Source organism: Methylobacter sp., assembly GCF_036845245.1.
Taxonomy (GTDB): domain Bacteria; phylum Pseudomonadota; class Gammaproteobacteria; order Methylococcales; family Methylomonadaceae; genus Methylobacter_A.
In genome coordinates this window covers 13,969-33,016 of sequence record NZ_DAIUEH010000056.1, presented here as the reverse complement: position 1 = coordinate 33,016, position 19,048 = coordinate 13,969, and the positions used below count along the sequence as shown (strand labels likewise).

Sequence of the window (19,048 nt, the reverse complement as noted above, 5' to 3'; positions counted from 1 at the left end):
CATAACGCCAACTATAACCTATATCTAATGCTATTAATGCAATTAAACACTAGCTGCCTTGGTGCTGTTTGTGGCTTTTACGCTTCGCGCGGAGGAAGCCAATACAGCCGAACGCTGGCCTTGGTATGGTGAATGGGAGCAAGCTCGTTTCGCTGCATTTTCTCCTCTTGTCCAGAGTCTGCTTAAGCGCGATGAAGCGGATGCGATTCGTTTGATCGAAAACGGCGCCAAATTGGACGATAGGGTGACTGAGAACGAAATTCGCCGCATGGCTGAGCCGCATGTGAAAATAGCTTACGTCGGCGGGGAGCCGAAAGCCGATTACCCGCTGGTCATACTGGCGACTGTGGCCGATCTGCCCCGCGTGGTGGCCGCCATCGGTGAACGAATGCCAGCCGCTCTTGCGGTCAGCGATCCAAGAGGCAGTACTGCACTGACTTGGGCCGCAGCTTCCGGGCATACAGAGGTGGCTAAAGTGCTGCTTGCGCATGGCCTCGATCCCTTGCATATTGACAACGATAACTACACGCCCCTGTCAATGGCGGTATATAAGAAAAAAGCCGAAGTAGTACGTCTGCTGATTGCGGCAATCTCCCCTGAACGCTATCGTCAGGTTGAAGTAGCCGAGCGGGTCTGGGTGGCCTCCTATTTAAGCGATACCGACACACTGCGCGAACTTCTTGAGGCCGGTGTACCTCCAAATTATATTTCGCCTCAGGGTAACACCGCATTGATCAGCGCTGTGCTTGATATGAATCTGGAACGGGTGCAATTGTTGCTCAATCATGGAGCCACGGTGGATATGCATCGCTATAGAGGGCGAAATATTTTTGATATTGCCGAGGCCAATTTGACGAAGGGAACGGAAGATACCAAGGAAATTTATCGACTGATTCAAGCAGCGCCGCGTACTGCAAGCGGTTGGGAAAAACCTGCTGAGGCGCAACAGATGGAAATTTTCTTGAAGATAATTGAAGGAAAAAATCCGTAACGCAATATAACCAACTAGGGAGAGTTCAGAACTTCTTTTTTGCGTAACATCAGGCATCAGATAGCAGGAAACAATACAATAAATGCTTGGTTATATGCGAGTTTGCAAGATTTCCTTTTTTAATCATTACAAAGTAGATAAAATTACTGGGTCTTTATTTATTAGGTGATTATCAGCATGAGCGTTATAGAAAGAATTAAAGACCAGATTGAAAATAATCAGGTTGTTTTATACATGAAAGGGTCACCGGATTTTCCTCAATGCGGCTTTTCCGGCCAGACGGTGCAAGTATTGGGAGCTTGCCATGCCAAATTTATGTACGTTAATATTTTTGAGGATCCTGAACTGCGTGAGGCGCTTAAAGAATATTCGCACTGGCCGACTTATCCCCAACTTTATATCGGCGGTGAGCTGGTCGGCGGTTGCGATATCGTTATCGACCTGTACCAGAAAGGTGAGTTGGCAAAGATGCTGGCCGCTGTTGATGCGATAGAAGAATAATTAATGGCACACGGATGACACTAGCGTCATCCGTGTGCCGGTTTTATTATCAATTATCGAGGGATTCCAGCTGTTTCCAGCGGTTGACTATCATACAGAACAGTTCGGCTGTTTTTTCGGCGTCATAAAGCGCCGAGTGTGCTTTCTCGTTATCCCAGTCTAATCCGGCTGCTTGGGCCATTTTCGCCAGTACGGTCTGTTGATAGACCAATCCTCCCAATGTCGCGGTATCGAAGGTGCTGAACGGATGAAAAGGACTGCGTTTTATTTGAGTTCGTTGAATCGCGGCATTCAAGAAGCCGATGTCAAAAGCCGGGTTGTGACCCACCAAAATGGCTCGGGTGCAATTGTTGCGTTTGACGGCCTCTTTTATGGGCTTAAACAGCATATGCAGCGCGTCTTTCTCGTCAATCGCCATCCGGAACGGGTGGTGCGGATCAATTTTATTAAACTTGAGGGCTGCTTCGTCCAGTTCGGAGTTCTTAAAAGGAATGACGTGTGTTGTGTAACGTTCGGTAATTTCCAAGTCACTGTTGCTGTTAAGCTCGACAATCACGGCGGCAATTTCCAGTAATGCGTTTTTTTTGGGATTAAAACCGGCGGTTTCAATGTCGATGACTACCGGGAGAAAACCTCGGAAACGTTTGTCTAAGGGAATTACAGGTGTATCCATTTTGTGAGTTATGCCAAGATGTATCGAAATGATGGGGGATAAGTGCGATGACGTATGGTATGTTACGCGAAAATTTGCTCATAATGAAAATAATAGCGTTGGGGAGAGGATGTAATGCAACAGAAAAAACTGATTACTCGACTCGGATGTCTTGTTTTATTGGTTATGTTTGAAGGATGTGCAACGACTGCGAGAGATCCCAAAGATCCGTTCGAAAGTTGGAATAGAGGCGTCCAAACGTTTAACGATAAATTTGATGATTATGCAATGAAGCCTCTCGCCAAGGGATATCAGTGGATAACGCCTTCATTCGTTGATCGCGGCGTAACCAATTTTTTTAGCAATATTAATGACATCGGCGTAACCATTAATGATCTGTTCCAGTGCAAGATATCGCAAACAGGCATGGATGGTGCGCGTTTTATTGTCAATACTACGGCCGGTGTTGCCGGTTTTGTCGATGTCGCGGCGATGATAGATTTGCCTAAACATAATGAAGACTTTGACCAAACAATGGGTGTTTGGGGTGTGCCTTCCGGTCCTTACCTGGTGTTGCCGTTTTTCGGGTCAAGTTCTCCCCGCGGCGTCGGTGGATTGATTGGCGACGCGGCGATGAATCCTATTAGCTATCTTGACAGCGGTGTTATTAGCGGTTCACTGTTTGGGTTGAATGCCGTTGATCTGAGAGCAGATAATTTGACTAATGTAAAAGTGGCGACGGAAGCGGCTGTAGACCGGTATGCGTTTTTTAAAAGTGCTTATTTTCAACAGCGTGAGTATCTGATTCACGATGGCAATATGCCGGAAGGATCGGATCTACTGGATATTGATGAAGAAATGAATAACGATAACTCGGCTCCGGTTAAGCCCTATTAAAGTAAGGTGAAAAAGCGGGAAAACACGTTGTTATCTTAAAAAGTAGGGCGCGCACGGGGTGTGCCTTTTGTTCAGGCCGGGATTAACATAGACACTTCCTCTAGCCTTGTGCGGCAGGTCCACGCTATGTGTCTTTTGCGGGTTACCGCAACTTCCAGCTCAACTCTTCAGTCGCCTTCAGCGGCGTAATGGATAGGTCATTTTGTCCGTAAACGGATGGTACTTTCCAGGCGATTTTTTCCAGCGTGACTGACCCTGAATTTCTGGGTAGCCGGTAAAAATCGGCGCCGTAAAAACTGGCGAAACCTTCCAGTTTGTCTAGTGCATCTACCCGTTCAAATGCTTCCGCGTAGAGTTCCAATGCCGCATGAGCGCTGTAACAGCCTGCACAGCCGCAGGCGGTTTCTTTTAATGAAGTCAGGTGTGGCGCGCTGTCCGTACCCAGAAAGAATTTCGGGTTGCCGCTGGTTGCGGCTTTAACTAATGCCAAGCGATGCGATTCGCGCTTGATAATCGGCAAGCAGTAGTGATGTGGCCTGATGCCGCCCGCCAGAATTGCATTGCGGTTAAACAGCAAATGTTGCGGGGTGATGGTTGCGGCAATATTAGAGCCGGAATCTTGTACAAACTGCACGGCTTCGGTCGTGGTCACATGTTCGACCACAATGCGCAAGCCGGAGAAGTTATTGGCGATGTCGGTTAGGCAAGTATCGATAAACACCCGTTCCCGGTCGAAAATATCGCAGGCATCATCGGTGACTTCGCCATGGATCAGTAACGGGATATCCAGCTGTTCCATTGCCGACAGTAACGGATAAACAGCCTTGATATCGGCAACGCCGGAATCGGAGTTGGTGGTGGCGCCTGCCGGATAAAGTTTAAAGGCGTGGATATGTTCGGATTCGGCGGCTTTTTTGATTTCATCCACGGTCGTCGAACCGGTTAGGTAAAGCGTCATCAGCGGCGTAAAATCAAGACCTTCCGGAACCGCTTGCAGAATTTCTTCCCGATAAGCCAAGGCCTGAGCCACCGTCGTAACAGGCGGTTTGAGGTTGGGCATGATGATGGCGCGGGCAAATTGCCTGGCGGTATGCGGCAGAACAGTTTGTAAAACCGCGCCTGTTCTGACGTGTAAATGCCAGTCATCCGGTTTTGTGATGGTTAATGTTTTCATTATCGGAGGTAAATTCTGTAAAATAGGCGGCTATTCTATAGTAAGTGCCTTGAAAAATTAAACACAGCACTTATCGTGGTTATTATTTTTGTTATCGGAGCGGTAAATGCCAATATACGAGTACCAATGTCAGTCATGCGGCCATGAGCATGAAGCTTTACAAAAACTCAGCGCTGAGCCTCTAGTGACCTGTCCAGCCTGTAACAAGCCGGAGTTAATGAAAAAAATTTCTGCGGCCGGATTCAGATTAAAAGGCAGCGGCTGGTACGAAACTGATTTTAAAAGCGGCGCCAAGAAAAATGTAGCGGGTGAGGCGAGTTGTTCCACGTCTACACCGTCTTCCGGCAGCTGTCCAGGCGGCGGCTGTACCAAAAGCCATTAACAAAAAAAGGCTCAGGGCGAAAGGCTATTCTCAGCTTGCGCCTTGAGTCTTAACTTACACATCTTTAATTTAAATCAACAGGGAAAATTTATGCGTACTCACAAGTGCGGAGAATTAAACACACAACAGCTAGGCGAAACGGTTTCAATCTGCGGTTGGGTACATAGACGCAGAGACCACGGCGGCGTTATTTTTATCGATCTGAGAGACCGGGCCGGATTGGTGCAAGTTGTGGTTGATCCCGACGTGGCCGAAACTTTTGCGACGGCTGAAAGCGTCCGCAGTGAATATGTATTACAAATTACCGGACTGGTTCGCGACCGTCCCGCAGGCACGGTTAACGCCAATATGCATTCCGGCGCGATTGAGATACTGGCTAAAAATATTGTCGTACTGAACGAATCGGAAACCCCGCCGTTCCCGGTTGAAAGCGATATCGAGGTCAACGAAGAGCTGCGTTTGCGCTATCGTTATATCGACTTGCGTCGCACCGAGATGCAGGAAAAGATGAAAGTGCGCCGCGATGTGACGCGGGTATTAAGAAACTTCCTCGACGACAACGAATTTTTCGAGATCGAAACGCCTTACCTGACCAAAGCGACACCCGAAGGCGCGCGCGATTACATCGTGCCGAGCCGTACCCACGAAAACTCATTTTTCGCGCTGCCGCAATCGCCGCAATTATATAAACAAATATTGATGGTCGCGGGTATGGATCGCTATTATCAAGTTGTGCGCTGTTTCCGCGATGAAGACTTGCGTGCCGACCGTCAGCCCGAATTCACCCAGCTCGATATCGAAACCTCGTTCATGGATGAAAACGAAATCATGCACATCATGGAGGAAATGATCCGCCAGTTGTTCATCAAAGTGATCGGCGTGAACCTGGGCGACAAATTCCCGCGCATGACCCATCAGGAAGCGATATCGCGTTACGGTATCGATCGTCCCGATTTGCGGATTCCGCTGGAATTGGTCGATATTGCCGAGGACATGAAAAACGTCGATTTCCAAGTTTTTTCCGCACCGGCCAATGACCCGAAAGGCCGCGTCGTTGCGATGCGCGTACCGAATGGCGGCGAATTAAGCCGTAAAGACATCGATGCGTTGACCAAGTATGTCAGCATTTACGGCGCAAGAGGTTTGGCTTATATCAAAGTCAACGACTTGCCCGCCGGCGTCGACGGCTTGCAATCGCCTATCGTTAAATTCGCTCCTGCTGAAGTTTGGGACAGCGTATTGGCTAAAACCGGCGCGCAAAACGGCGATTTGATTTTCTTCGGTGCGGATAAAGCCAACATCGTTAATGAAGCTATGGGCGCATTGCGGGTTAAGTTAGGACACGACCTTAACCTGCTGGAAGGCGAATGGAAGCCGGTTTGGGTGGTTGACTTCCCGATGTTCGATTGGGATGAGAAAACCAACCGCTACAACGCGATCCATCACCCGTTCACCGCGCCAAGTTGCTCGGTTGAAGAGTTGGTAGCCAATCCTGGCTCAGCATTATCTCGCGCTTACGATTTGGTATTGAACGGCACCGAAGTCGGCGGCGGTTCGATCCGTATCAACCGCACCGCTATGCAACAAACCGTGCTTGAAATTTTAGGCATAGGCGAAGACGAAGCCAGGGAAAAATTCGGCTTCCTGCTGGATGCATTGAAATACGGCGCTCCTCCGCATGGCGGTCTTGCGTTCGGTCTGGATCGTCTGGTCATGCTGATGACAGGATCAACGTCTATTCGCGACGTGATAGCTTTCCCTAAAACCCAATCGGCGGCTTGTCCGTTAGTCAGCGCGCCAGCGGTCGTGACCGATGAGCAATTGAAAGAGCTGGGTATTCGTTTGATTAGGCCCGCAGGAAAAGAAAAAGCTAAGGATTAAAAGCTTTTTATTTACCACGAAGTCACGAAGTTTTATTCCTTCGTGTCTTCGTGGCGATAATTTTTTACAGATTTTTTTAGTTGTTTTTTTGTGGATTTACCTGCTATTTGATGAGCAGTGACATGAAATCCTCCCAAAATATCCTCTCCAGAGGAGTACCCTTTATGACCAATACCCCATTTCCGATTCAAGATTACGCCTTACTCAGCGATGAGGAATGCGACGCCCGGATTATCGCCGCCAAAGCCAAGCTTGGCAGCCGTTGCGTGGTGCTCGGGCATCATTATCAACGCGACGAAGTGTTCAAGCATGCCGATTTTTCCGGCGACTCGTTAAAACTGTCCCGAGATGCGGCGAAATCCGATGCCGAATATATCGTTTTTTGCGGTGTGCATTTTATGGCCGAAGTTGCCGACATACTGTCCCGTCCCGAACAGATTTCGATCTTGCCGGACATGGCGGCAGGCTGTTCGATGGCCGATATGGCTAACCTGATCAAGGTGCAAAAATGCTGGGATGAACTGTCGCAAGTGATCGATGCAGAAGCTGAAGTCACCCCGATAACCTACATCAATTCCGCGGCCGACCTGAAATCATTTTGCGGCAAGCATGACGGTATCGTCTGTACCTCGTCCAATGCCCAAAAAATATTGGAATGGAGTTTTGCCAAAAAATCCAAAGTGCTGTTTTTTCCCGATCAGCATCTGGGCCGTAATACCGGTTACCGGATGGGTATCCCGTTGGAAGCTATGGTCACCTGGGATTTTACCAAACCGATGGGCGGCTTGACCGAGGAACAAATCCGCAATGCCAAAATCATCCTCTGGAACGGCTATTGTTCGGTGCATCAGGTATTCAAACCTGAACATATTGATGATTTCCTTAAGCGTTTTCCGGAAACCAAAGTCATTTCGCACCCGGAAGCTTCGTTTGAGGTCTGCCAAAAATCGGAGTACATCGGTTCTACCGAATACATCTTAAAAACCGTGCGCGAAGCAGAACCCAACACCCGCTGGCTGGTTGCGACGGAACTGAATCTGGTCAACCGTCTGCACGAAGAATGCAAAGCGCAAGGCAAAAATGTCCATTTTATGTCGCCTACGCTGTGCATGTGCTCTACCATGTTCAGGACCGACCCGCAACATCTGGCCTGGGTGCTGGAAAACCTGGCGGCAGGGCATGTGGTTAACCGGATCTCAGTGCCTGAGGACGTAGCCAAATATGCCAAGAAAGCGTTGGATAACATGTTGGGAGTCATGTGATGACAGTCAATTTTAATCGCTTAAAGCATTTCTCGATGACCTATGTCTTCATCGAAGACGATGAAGACATAGCCTGCGAATATGAGCAAACAGAGCAAAGCCCCGTCGTTGCGCCTGACGGTAATAACATAAGTTTTACCTTAAGAAATATCGATCAAGATGAAGACAAAGATATTTACTCTGTGACTCTGATAAAAGAGAGTGATGATGAGTTTTCCATAAAGTCCGATTATTTCGGGGATGCCGCCGAGCCTTATCCTCTGGATGTTGAAATTTCCGATGATGACGTCAAATTCATCTTGGAAGGCGAAGATGAGGTTATGTATTTGTATGGTTTTTTTGAGTAAAACCGTAATTAACGTTGTCCCATTAAAAATTTAGCGAGGGTTTTGTTTATGAATACCTCTGATATTCGTTGGCAGCAACGCTTTGCTAATTTTAAAAAAGCCTTGGTGCAGCTTAAAAATGCGATAGAACTCGGCAAGCAGCGTCCATTGTCTTTATTGGAGAAACAAGGCGTTATCCAGGCCTTTGAGTTCACTCATGAATTGGTCTGGAATGTCCTCAAGGACTACCTGGAAGACCAGGGCAACCAATCGATTAAAGGCTCAAAAGACGCGACCCGCGAAGCTTTTAAAGTAGCATTGATCGCTGACGGCGAACAATGGATGGCGATGATCCGGAGCAGGAATGTATCTTTGCATACCTACGATGAGCAAACCGCCGGATAACTGGTTGTAGCGATAATAAACGATTATTTTCCGCTGTTTGAACTGCTGCAAACGGACATGCAAAAATACCTGTAATGAAAACAGCTACAGCGGCCAAACTGGGCTTGTCGCAAACCATGTTAGATAGTTTTCTTATTGTAGGAGCGGGCGAGAGTACGATAAATCTGTAACTACGCAGCTCGTTGATACCGCATACAAACGAGACCAATGCCTCGTCCAGTAAAATACTTCTTCTAAAGGCGGACAATGCAAAATAGACAACAAGCGTTCAATAATATCAGCCGTGAACTTGCTATTGGCATACAAGATATTAAACAGCGCCAAGCGATACAGGATTACTCACTGAATATCCATGCGGAAAACTTTTTTAGGGATGTATTTAATTGTGTTTACGGTTGTCATTTTGAAAACGCCAATTTTCAAAGTGCCAATGCACCTTGTTTAGACTTGCTGGATACGCAACAAAAGCTGGCCTATCAAATCACCAGCACGATAAGCAAAGAAAAAATCATCAACACCCTTCAAGCGCTGGCAAAGCCTGAATATCAAGGTTATGAAATCAGGATGTTTTATCTATTGGGCAAGCCCAATTTATCGGCTAAAAGCAAACAAAAGATACGCACCGATTTTGCTCTCAATATTGACGAGCACTTGTTTGATTGCAGCGATTTAATTAAAGACATCAACAATCTTAAGACCGACAAACTCATTGCTTTGAACCACAAGTATTTTAAAGAAACTTATGCTGAAAAAGCCGATACACCAACCGAAGTCGATACTTTCCACCTCCCCGAACCCACCACCGCCTTAATCGGTCGTAAAACCGAATTAAACCAACTCACCGAAGCCTTCAAAAATCCCAACAAACGCTTAGCGATTATTGTCGCGGCGGGCGGAATTGGTAAATCCGCCTTGACCGATGAATGGTTAAAACAAATCGAAGCGCAGAATTATTACGGCAAAACCCGAGTATTCGGCTGGTCGTTTTATTCGCAGGGTTCGCATAATACCTTTACCAACTCCCAACCGTTTTTCAGTGCGGTGTTGCCGTTTTTAGGGGTAACAGAAATTCCCAAAGATGAGATTGAAAAAGCGCGATTGTTAGCGCGATGTTTGCGTGAGCAGCCGTGTTTACTGATCCTCGATGGCTTAGAGCCGTTGCAATATGCAGAAAATTTGGCGGCGATGAATGGAGAATTGCAAGACAGCGCGTTAAAAGAGTTTATCGCCTGTTTTCGGCAAACGGCGGGGAAAAGTTTTGTGTTGCTTTCGTCACGGCAACCGCTGGCGGAATTGAAAAAATGGCAGGTAGAACATTATTTGTCACTGGATTTGAAAACTTTGCCGCATGAGGATGGCGCGGATTTGTTGCAAGCGTTGGGCGTAACGGGCAATGCGGAAGAGCGGCAGGCGATTAGCAAAGACTTAAACGGTCATGCCTTGAGTTTGGTGTTAATGGGGCATTTGTTACTCGAACATTATCAAGGCGATTGCCGTTATGCAAAGGAGTTACCGCCGTTAACTTCGGCGCACGGCGATAGCGATACCGAAAAAGACAGCCGTCATGCGTTACGAGTGTTGGATTATTACGATAGTTTGCAGGATGAAGCCTCACGCTGTTTTTTGCAGTTGATGGGTTTGTTTGACCGTCCGATGGACGCGGCAGAAAAAGCGGTTTTGATTGCTAAGGCTAGCCACGCTGAGCCGTTACGCGGTTTAACGGCAAAAGAGAGGCAAGCGGTAGAGCTGCGGTTAGAAAAAAGCGGTTTGTTGTTGGGTAAAAAAGGTAGTTTTGGGTATTTGAAATGGGATACGCATCCGATTATTCGTGCTTATTTTGGGGAGAAGTTTAAAGAAAATCATTCCGAAGCTTTTAAACAAGCGCATTGGGTATTAGCTTGCTATTACTATGATTTACCTGAAAAAGAATTGCCCGATACTTTAGAAGAAATGCAGCCACTTTATCGAGCTATGGTACACGGATGTTTAGCTGAAGAATACGAACGAGTATTGGCTGAAGTTTATTATCAACGCATTGCTAGAAATCAAGAAGGATATAGTCTGCATCAACTCGGAGCGTATTCACAAGACCTCACAGCTTTATCAGCATTTTTTTCATTCGGTTGGAATGATTATTCGCATACGAACTTAACTGAAATTGTTCAAGCGTCAGTATTAGGAAACATTTCATTTTGCTTAATGTCTTTAGGACGTTTGCAAGACGCAATTGAGCCAAGAATGGCAAATTTAAAGTTATGTGAAAAATTAGACAATTGGATAGAAACTACCAGAGCAGCTCAAAATTTAGCCGACTTATACTTACATTTAGGTCAGCTTGAATTAGCTTATGACACCGTTACACAAAAGCAAATAGAGTATGCTCAGCTTAGTGAACATAGTTTTAGCAAAATAAAAAGCCAATGTTATTTAGCGACAGTTTTATATCGTACTGGCAACCTTAGTGAAGCAATTAAACATTTTCAACACGCGGAAATCTTACAGCAACAGGATGGCTTCCAGCATTTATCTTCATTGCTTGGTTTTGAATATTGTGGCTTATTAATAGATACAGCTTACGATAAAAATACCTTGCGAACGGCAATAGCAATAGTGAAGCATAATTCTAAACTTGATTTACATTTGCTAGATGACGCGTTAATGAATATTACCTGTGCGCGAATTTGTGTTTTTTCAAATAACCTTTCTGATGCAGAAAAAATTTTTCAACGAGCAGTATCGAGTATACAAAAATCAAACTTAGCAACATTCACTCCGTTATTTTATCTATACCGCGCCGACTTCTACCTCACCCAAAACCAACTCGATCCAGCCCAAGCCGATTTAAACAGCGCCTGGGAAATCATCGAACGCTGTGGTATGAAACTGTATGCAGTGGATTACTTATTAATACACGGACGTTACAGCCTTGCCATCAAAGATCACGACACCGCTTTAAGCCACTACATTGAGGCCAAACAACTCATCCAAGAAACCGGCTATCATCTGCGCGATGCCGAATTGGACTTATTCGCCGCGAAGCTCAGACAACTAGACCTGCCAGAGCATCAACGTACAAATCCAGTTTTGTACTCCCAAATCGCCGATTATTACCTGCAAAAAGCCAAAAATCGCATAGCAGAAATCGGTCAATTGGGTTTAATGCGGGTAATTGAGCGGGATTTTCCACTCTAAACAACTTAAGCATAAACGGCTTCTATAAACCCCATTCAACCCTTGCAGTGAGACTACAGCCATGCCAACTATATCGGTTTTCTACGGCATCCAAATTATGATGTACTTCTACGACAACGGGCAGCATAACACGCCCCATATTCACGCCGAATATCAGGACAGCGAAGCGGCATTTTCAATCTTGGACGGTGAAATTATTTCAGGCGACTTTCCACGCAAACAAACGCGCTTGGTGCAAGCTTGGATAGAATTACATCAAGAATCGTTAATGGTGGACTGGAAGCTGGCGATAACGGGCCAAGAGCTTCACCGCGTTGAACCTTTAAGATAATACAGAGCTTGCTATGAAACTAATCAATGTAGAACCAAAAGAGAATTACATAGTCCGCGTTTATTTAGACAACCAGTCCATATTGGATTTTGATGTAAAAGCCGAACTGGAACGCATTTCATGCTACAAGGCGTTATATAACGTGGATTTTTTTAATACCGTGAAATTTAAAAATCAACGTATCTATTGGAATGAAGATTTTGATTTTCATTTAGACCAAATAGTAGAGCGTGGGCGTTACATAAAATAGCACTTAAAAACTGCAAAGATATTTGCGCTGGTTCCCAAGCTCCTGCGCTCGTCGTTATACACAAGTCGTAGCTTTGCGAGTCGGGAAGCTGAGCTTCCGGTACTGAATTCCCAAGCGGGAAAGACTGTGAAAGTATTCATGTGGGAGGGGCTTTAGCCTCGACCTTCGGGGCTAAAGCCCCTCCCACGATCAATAAAACAATGACTTACAAGTCACTAAAATACTATGTGTCATATTTTCAAGAATACTTTCACAGTCTCGGGAGCTTGGGAATTAGCGAAAAGTAGATTTTCATCGTCCCAGCGCAGAGTGTCACTGCCATGAAGCTAAGCCGGCGGCCCGTGACCGCGATGAGGGCGCTACAAATCTGCAATCGCTGTGCAAATGTCGCGGGCACGGCCCGCTCTTACGGAGTGTCGATGTGCTTAATTTAATGGCAGTGACGCAGAGCGTGGGAACCATAAAATCGGGTAGGGCGTGCCGTGCGCGCCAAAGGGAGTGTAAAATTTTTCAAGTATCCGGGAAGGCGCGCATGGCGAGCCCTACGGCTGTGAGAACTTAGATCATTGTAGCCGTCCAAACCTAATCAGCTAAACTCCACGATACTCCGCTAAATTAACCCCATGCTTTTTCAACTTGGTATAGACGGCGCGCGATGTAATGTCCATGTCTTCGGCCACTTTTTTCACATCGCCTTGATGCTGTTTTAGTGCACTTTCAAGATACGCTTGTTCGGCTTTGGCAAGGGCTTGTTCTTTGATGTCTTTCCATTGCTCAAGATTAGGTGTTTTGGTTTGAAGCGGTAAATCCAATTCGGTCATTTCTTTGCCGGTGGCAAATAAAATGCTGCGTTCAAGGATGTTTTCCAGTTCGCGGACGTTGCCCGGCCACGGATAAGCGCGAATTTTTTGCATGACTTCACGGCTGACCGACTCAACCGCTTTGTTATATTTCTTGCTCAAACGCTGCACAATCAATTGCACCAGATAAGGCAGGTCTTCAGGGCGTTCGGCCAGTGTCGGGATGCTTAAGCGGACTACATTAATGCGGTAATACAGGTCATGGCGAAACAGGGCTTGCTTGACCAATTCTTCGAGGTTGTTATTGGTTGCGGAGATGATTCTCAGGTCAACCGACAGGGTTTGTTTGCCGCCGACCCGCTCTAGTTCACCTTCCTGTAGCACCCGAAGCAGCCGGGTTTGTGCGGCGGGGGACAGGCTATCGACTTCATCCAGGAACAAGGTGCCGCCTTCGGCCCGCTCAAAATAACCTTGATGCACTTCGACCGCGCCGGTGAACGCGCCTTTTTCATGTCCGAACAGCGCGCTCTCGAGCAGGCTTTCGGGAATTGCGCCGCAGTTGATCGGGATAAAGGGCTTATTGCTGCGGTCGCTCATTGCATGTATCGCGCGGGCAATCAATTCCTTGCCGACGCCGGTTTGGCCGTGAATCAGCACGGTTGCCAAGGTGGGTGCGATCACTTCGATGGCTTGCAGGATTTTTTGCATGGTCGGCGATTTGGCAATAATTGCCGGAGGTTGATGTTTTTTTGCAGGTTGCTTGCTTTGTTTGCGCCAGATTTGTTGCATGCTCTGCTCAATGCGCGAGTGCAGCTCGTTAATGTCCTGCATTTCCTTGACCGGCGTGGTATCGGTGTATTCCATTCCCGGACGCTCTTTTGCCGCGTTCGGGTTGGTGTATACGCAAACTTCACACTGACCGTCATGGCGGGCAATACTTTGTTTGATTTCCACTTTGGCGTAACCGAAATTTCTGGCTGCAATGCCGCCAAAGACGCTGGATGTCATTCTGCATAATTCGGGGAAATTGGTGACCCGGTCGCCAAAAGGACAGCAGCTGTTGGTCACGGTAATGCAATCGGAATTGCCGGAAACCAGAGAAAATTTACCGCCGATGTTGTTTTTAAGGCCGAGGATCAGTTCGATATAGCTTTGCTGGTCGAGTAATTCGCTGTGATGGGTTTCTTCCCGATAGGTTTCTTCAAAAAAACAGCCGGCAGTCTTCGCAATGTGCTCAATCAATTGTTCGCAGTGCTTTTGTCCCTGTTGTTCGCTGGCGTGCATCAACTCAAGGATGAAGGTTTGCAGAAAAAAAGCAGGTGTTAGATCGGAAAGGGAGTTATTGTTCATGATGTTTTGTGAAGTAAATTTTCGCTAATTGAAGCACAGCTTCCTTAAATAGGTAAAGCTAAAAATCAAGTTATTGTATTTTAAAAGAAATGCTTTCGATAATGACTGGCATAACACTTGCTGTAATCATAGACGTACATAACGATAACAACGAGGAGTTGAAAATGAGCGAAGATAAACCACCTTTAGATCCGCATCCGTTAAGCGAATATGTAGCTTGGGCCGGAAACCGCAACCGCGAACCGCTTTTAGGCGTTTTAAAAGAAAAGTTGCCTAAAGATCCGGCAAATGTGTTGGAACTTGCCAGCGGCAGCGGAATGCATATTAATTATTTTGCACCGCATTTCGAGCACTTGCATTTTCATCCTTCCGACAAGGATCAAGCCGTTTTTGAGAATATCAAGAAGCTGTCCATCGATCACAAGAACGATAATATTGCCGATCCCGCCCACCTGGATTTAACTAACGCTGAAACCTGGTTTAATGCAGGCAAGCCGTATTCATTTGCTGCGATTTTTTGTATCAATATTTTCCAGGTAGCGCCCATTTCAATTGCCGACGGCATGATGAAATGTGCTTCCCATTTATTGGATGAACATGGTTTTTTGCTGGTTTACGGTCCGTTTAAGGTGGAAGGAACTTTCACGACTGATTCCAATAAAGATTTTCATGAAACATTAAGTTCGGCAGGCGTTTCGGAATGGGGTTTAAAAGATGTTGCGGATCTGAAAAAGGCGGCGGAAAATCATGGACTGGAGTTAAAAGAGCAGATCAATATGCCTGCTAATAATTTCTCGCTGATATTTGGCAGAAAGTAATTAGGCGAGAGGTGTAAGGTGTATAAGTGTGTCTTATACCTCTTTTCAATGAAGTTAAATCTGGAAAGTTAAGTCTATGCAAAAATGTTCAGCCGTAATTATCGGAGTGGGTCCTGAGCAAGGCTTGGGCGCTACGCTTGCCAAATATTTTGCAGCAAAAGGTTTGCACGTTTATATCGCCGGTCGAAGTGAAGATAGGCTTCAACGGGTAGCGGAAAAAATCAGGCAGAAAGGCGGCTCAGTCAGCACTGTGCTTGCCGATGCAACGATTGAACGCGATGTGGCGCATTTATTTAAAGTGGCCGGGCTGGATGGTTATCCCATTGATATTGCCGCTTATAATGTAGACAGCAATATCTCGTCGCCTTTGCTGGAAACGGATGAGGAAACTTTTACCACGCTTTGGAAGCAAAATTGCCTGGGTGCTTTCTTTTTCGGCAAGGAAGCGCTTAGCGTGATGAAAGATCAACATAGAGGAACGCTGATTTTTACCGGGGCGACAGCGTCACTCAGAGCAAGGCCGCCGTTCACCGGATTCGCAGCCGCTAAAGCCGGTTTAAGGGCATTGGCGCAAGGCATGGCAAGAGAGTTTTCGCCGCAAGGCATACATGTGGTTCATGCTGTGATTGACGGCGTGATTGACGGTGAGCGGGCGAATAATCAATTCTCTGAGTATGTTAAGGCCAAAGGTAAGGATGGTTTGTTACAACTGGATGCCATCGCCGAAACCTATTGGGCCATCCATAAACAACATCCCAGTGCATGGACTCATGAACTGGATTTGAGACCGTTTAAAGAGCCGTTTTAGGAGGTAGCTATGTCTAAAATCAAAAACTGGATTTTACAGGGTAGTTATTTTGAAACCTGTAACTGCGAAACCGCCTGTCCTTGTGTCTGGCTGCAACCGCCGACAGAAGGCGATTGCAAATTACTGGTCGCGTGGCATATTGATCAAGGACACCTGGATGATCAAGTGCTGGATGATTTAAATGTTGCGATGGCATGTTACTCGCCGGGACATATGAAAGACGGTAATTGGCAGGCGGCTTTGTATGTTGACGAGCGCGCTGATGACAGCCAGCTTGATGCGATTGTGAAAATCTTTAGCGGTCAGCAAGGCGGGCATCCTGCCATTTTGATGAGTTCTGTCAGTAAGGTTCTGGGTGTGAAAAAAGTAAAAATCGACTATCAGCAACAAGGTAACAGCCGACAATTGATTATTCCCGGTATAGCCCAGGCCGATATTGAAAGCGTTCAAGGTATAACAGGCGGGCAAGCGAGCATAAGCAATCCGCCGTTATGCGTGGTAACGAGTCATCCGGCGGTGGTTGCCAGGTCAAAAAACTATCAGTACCAGGATTATGATAAAAACTGGCAGTTTTCCGAGCGTAACGGCTTTTTCTCAGCATTTGTTTATCGGCCGTAATGGGCTGGTTTAAAGCACAGAGTTCAATTTTAGCTAGTGTGCTGATATCGATTTTTGCTGCCTGGGGTTATCTGTTTTATCAACATAACCAAATGACATCTCAACCGGTGTCTAGCATGTGGATGCCGCCCTCGGAGCCATTGGCATGGGGTTTTATCGATTTTGCGTTGGTTTATTTTATGTGGGCGGTCATGATGGCTGCAATGATGCTGCCTTCTGCGATTCCGATGATTCTGGCGTTTGCCCGTGTGTGCCGGCAGCGAAACAGTGGACCCCAATTAACTTACCTGTTCATTTCGGCTTATCTGGGAATATGGCTGTTATTCAGCAGTTTGTTAACGCTGTTGCAATGGCAAATGTATGGATTGGCTTGGTTGACACCGATGATGGATAATCAAAATTCAATATCGGCAGCCGGTATTTTGTTTCTGGCAGGCTTTTATCAATTTATGCCGATAAAAAATGCCTGTTTAGTGCATTGCAAAACCCCGATGGGCTTTTTATTAAATGAATGGCAGGATGGCCCCGCAGGCGCGTTTAATATGGGAGTCAAACATGGCATAAACTGTGTGGGCTGTTGCTGGGCGCAAATGCTGATCATGTTCGTCGTGGGCGTGATGAATTTGCTGGGCATGGCTTTGATGACTTTATTGGTTATAGCGGAGAAATCCATGCCTGTTCAGTCAAAGCTTATTTGCAAAGCGATAGGTGCCGCTTTTATTGTGTGGGGCGCTTTCCTGTTGATTGCTTAAAAATCATCTGCTGTTAAATTCCTGTTAATAAACCTGAGAAGATTATCGTAATGAAAGTTCGTTCACTATTTGCTCTTTCGATTTTATTGTCCGCTACCGGCAGCGGTATTGCCAATGCAACGACCTATACCTTGCCGGAAAACAGCAATGATAGTGTCATCACTCAATTCCATGACGATGTACCTTTAACGCGTGCCGAACAAAACGAGACTTTACCGGATGTGGCGAGGCGCTTTCTTTTGGGGCAGACGGAAATCGTGCGGTTGAATCCCGACGTTGATCGTTGGCAAGTCAAAAAAGACGAGATTGTTCGTTTATCCAACAGACGTATTTTGCCGGATACGCCGCACGAAGGCATTACCCTGAATATCGCCGAATACCGTATGTATTATTATCCGCCTATTCAAAAAGGGTCAGCGCCTCAGGTTATGTCTTATGCTCATGGCATAGGCAGGCAAGACTGGAAAACGCCTCTGGGTAAAACCAGCATTGTACAGAAAGTCAAAGACCCGGCATGGCATCCGCCGGAATCCATCAGGCGCGAACATGCGGCTAACGGCGATCCGTTGCCTGCGGTGGTTCCGCCCGGTCCACATAATCCATTGGGCGCTTATATGCTGCATCTGGCCGTTCCCGGCGGTTATCTGATTCACGGTACCGATATCGACAAGATTTACGGCATAGGCATGCAGATAACACACGGTTGCGTGCGCATGTATCCTGAAGACATTGAAGCTTTATATAACTCGGTTCCGGTTGGAACGTCGGTTTATATTGTCAAACAACCGATCAAGGTTGGCTGGTTGGACAATACGCTTTACATCGAAGCGCATCCCGATCTGGAAGGAGAGGAAACAACGCTGGACCAGAAATTGGATGTTGCATTGAAGCTGATTGAAAAAGCCAATGGTATCGCCAGAGATGATGTGTATGCCGCAAGCCAGTCGGGAGCTGGCGCGGCGCAGACTATGCCTGAGCTTGACCGGAAAGCGTTGACTCAAGCGCTTACAGTTTTGGATGGAAACCCGGTTGCACTATATCAAAGGTCGCCGCAGCAAACATTGCCGGTAGCGTTACCGACTGGTCATGGGTCTAAAGGAGGGTATTATCATGGCGTTTAGAACAGCTGAGAGGAAGTATTTATTTAACAACTGACATTACGCAATAGTTAAGAAACTTTCACCACGAAGACACGAAGGGCACGAAGAAAAGATAAGACTTCGTGTTCTTCGTAGTGTTTTTTATGCTTCTGTAAAGTTAGTTAATAACTGATGTTACGCACTGTCCACGAAAGACACAAAAAGCACGAAAAATATCAACCGTAGATTTGTCGCTGACGGCGACTTACCCGGCATTCTCCACATCCCTTTCGAGGTTCTTGAGACAAATTTATCCAGACGACATCCTACCATTCAGTTTAATGAAAAAGCATCAGGCGGGAAACAAGCCGAACGGCAGACCTTCCAGGTTTTAAAAACCTGGAAGGTCTAACCGGCAACGCTCTGAACAGGCGGGACGTTTCGAATGGAACAACAACCGCCGTCCGGCTGGGTTCGAAAGTGCCTCCTTCGATTATGCTCAGGACAGGTATGAGGCTGGATAGGCTTTGCCGATGGAGTCCTTGGAAGCGTTTCTTTTCGTGCTTTTTGTGTCGCCTA

The 19,048-nt window shown here is 46.6% G+C and carries 19 protein-coding genes; 16 read left to right on the top strand and 3 right to left on the bottom strand.

Annotated features, from left to right (window positions below; genetic code table 11):
- The first annotated feature begins 70 nt into the window (after positions 1–70).
- Positions 71–991: an ankyrin repeat domain-containing protein gene (locus V7051_RS20465; protein WP_333878168.1), complete on the top strand. Its 921-nt coding sequence runs from the start codon at positions 71–73 to the stop codon at positions 989–991.
- 177 nt (positions 992–1,168) lie between these two features.
- Positions 1,169–1,492, top strand: a complete 324-nt coding sequence (gene grxD, locus V7051_RS20460) for a Grx4 family monothiol glutaredoxin (RefSeq protein WP_333878166.1) — start codon at positions 1,169–1,171, stop codon at positions 1,490–1,492.
- Positions 1,493–1,541: 49 nt separating this feature from the next.
- Here the strand turns inward: grxD and rnt are convergent, their stop codons facing one another.
- A complete protein-coding gene (rnt, locus tag V7051_RS20455) occupies positions 1,542–2,165 on the bottom strand; it encodes a ribonuclease T (protein WP_333878165.1) in 624 nt (207 codons plus the stop codon).
- A gap of 114 nt (positions 2,166–2,279) precedes the next feature.
- On the opposite strand from rnt, the gene V7051_RS20450 reads away from it, so the two are divergent.
- The gene (locus V7051_RS20450; RefSeq protein ID WP_333878163.1) at positions 2,280–3,041 is read left to right on the top strand and encodes an MlaA family lipoprotein; all 762 of its coding nucleotides are present in this window, start codon (positions 2,280–2,282) and stop codon (positions 3,039–3,041) included.
- 142 nt (positions 3,042–3,183) lie between these two features.
- Here the strand turns inward: V7051_RS20450 and pyrC are convergent, their stop codons facing one another.
- Positions 3,184–4,215, bottom strand: coding sequence for a dihydroorotase (pyrC, locus tag V7051_RS20445; RefSeq protein WP_333878161.1), 1,032 nt, complete (start codon positions 4,213–4,215; stop codon positions 3,184–3,186).
- 106 nt (positions 4,216–4,321) lie between these two features.
- Between pyrC and V7051_RS20440 the strand changes: the two genes are divergently transcribed.
- The 8 genes from V7051_RS20440 to V7051_RS20405 all read left to right on the top strand — a co-directional run bounded on the left by V7051_RS20440 (position 4,322) and on the right by V7051_RS20405 (position 12,244).
- Positions 4,322–4,597, top strand: a complete 276-nt coding sequence (locus tag V7051_RS20440; RefSeq protein ID WP_333878159.1) for an FmdB family zinc ribbon protein — start codon at positions 4,322–4,324, stop codon at positions 4,595–4,597.
- A 90-nt stretch (positions 4,598–4,687) separates the two neighbouring features.
- Positions 4,688–6,478 (top strand): aspartate--tRNA ligase, encoded by a 1,791-nt coding sequence (aspS, locus tag V7051_RS20435; protein ID WP_333878157.1) that lies wholly within the window; start codon positions 4,688–4,690, stop codon positions 6,476–6,478.
- A 164-nt stretch (positions 6,479–6,642) separates the two neighbouring features.
- Complete coding sequence (nadA, locus tag V7051_RS20430; RefSeq protein ID WP_333878156.1) at positions 6,643–7,740, top strand: quinolinate synthase NadA; 1,098 nt, start codon at positions 6,643–6,645, stop codon at positions 7,738–7,740.
- Complete coding sequence (locus tag V7051_RS20425; protein WP_333878154.1) at positions 7,740–8,087, top strand: hypothetical protein; 348 nt, start codon at positions 7,740–7,742, stop codon at positions 8,085–8,087. Before nadA ends, V7051_RS20425 begins: the two co-directional genes overlap by 1 nt.
- Before the next feature lie 48 nt (positions 8,088–8,135).
- On the top strand, positions 8,136–8,471 hold the full coding sequence (locus V7051_RS20420) for a nucleotidyltransferase substrate binding protein (RefSeq protein WP_333878152.1): 336 nt from the start codon (positions 8,136–8,138) through the stop codon (positions 8,469–8,471).
- Between the two features lie 246 nt (positions 8,472–8,717).
- The gene (locus V7051_RS20415; RefSeq protein WP_333878150.1) at positions 8,718–11,663 is read left to right on the top strand and encodes an SMEK domain-containing protein; all 2,946 of its coding nucleotides are present in this window, start codon (positions 8,718–8,720) and stop codon (positions 11,661–11,663) included.
- A 61-nt stretch (positions 11,664–11,724) separates the two neighbouring features.
- Positions 11,725–11,994 (top strand): DUF4160 domain-containing protein, encoded by a 270-nt coding sequence (locus tag V7051_RS20410; protein ID WP_333878147.1) that lies wholly within the window; start codon positions 11,725–11,727, stop codon positions 11,992–11,994.
- A 13-nt stretch (positions 11,995–12,007) separates the two neighbouring features.
- Complete coding sequence (locus tag V7051_RS20405; RefSeq protein WP_333878146.1) at positions 12,008–12,244, top strand: DUF2442 domain-containing protein; 237 nt, start codon at positions 12,008–12,010, stop codon at positions 12,242–12,244.
- 590 nt (positions 12,245–12,834) lie between these two features.
- On the opposite strand, the gene V7051_RS20400 is transcribed toward V7051_RS20405, so the two are convergent.
- On the bottom strand, positions 12,835–14,394 hold the full coding sequence (locus V7051_RS20400) for a sigma 54-interacting transcriptional regulator (RefSeq protein WP_333878144.1): 1,560 nt from the start codon (positions 14,392–14,394) through the stop codon (positions 12,835–12,837).
- A 164-nt stretch (positions 14,395–14,558) separates the two neighbouring features.
- Between V7051_RS20400 and V7051_RS20395 the strand changes: the two genes are divergently transcribed.
- The 5 genes from V7051_RS20395 (at position 14,559) to V7051_RS20375 (ending at position 18,511) form a co-directional block, all read left to right on the top strand.
- Positions 14,559–15,212: a DUF938 domain-containing protein gene (locus V7051_RS20395; RefSeq protein WP_333878143.1), complete on the top strand. Its 654-nt coding sequence runs from the start codon at positions 14,559–14,561 to the stop codon at positions 15,210–15,212.
- Between the two features lie 76 nt (positions 15,213–15,288).
- Positions 15,289–16,020 (top strand): SDR family NAD(P)-dependent oxidoreductase, encoded by a 732-nt coding sequence (locus tag V7051_RS20390; RefSeq protein WP_333878141.1) that lies wholly within the window; start codon positions 15,289–15,291, stop codon positions 16,018–16,020.
- 9 nt (positions 16,021–16,029) lie between these two features.
- On the top strand, positions 16,030–16,638 hold the full coding sequence (locus tag V7051_RS20385; protein WP_333878139.1) for a DUF1326 domain-containing protein: 609 nt from the start codon (positions 16,030–16,032) through the stop codon (positions 16,636–16,638).
- Between the two features lie 92 nt (positions 16,639–16,730).
- Positions 16,731–17,390: a DUF2182 domain-containing protein gene (locus V7051_RS20380; protein ID WP_333878137.1), complete on the top strand. Its 660-nt coding sequence runs from the start codon at positions 16,731–16,733 to the stop codon at positions 17,388–17,390.
- 50 nt (positions 17,391–17,440) lie between these two features.
- A complete protein-coding gene (locus V7051_RS20375; protein ID WP_333878136.1) occupies positions 17,441–18,511 on the top strand; it encodes a L,D-transpeptidase family protein in 1,071 nt (356 codons plus the stop codon).
- Positions 18,512–19,048 lie beyond the last annotated feature (537 nt).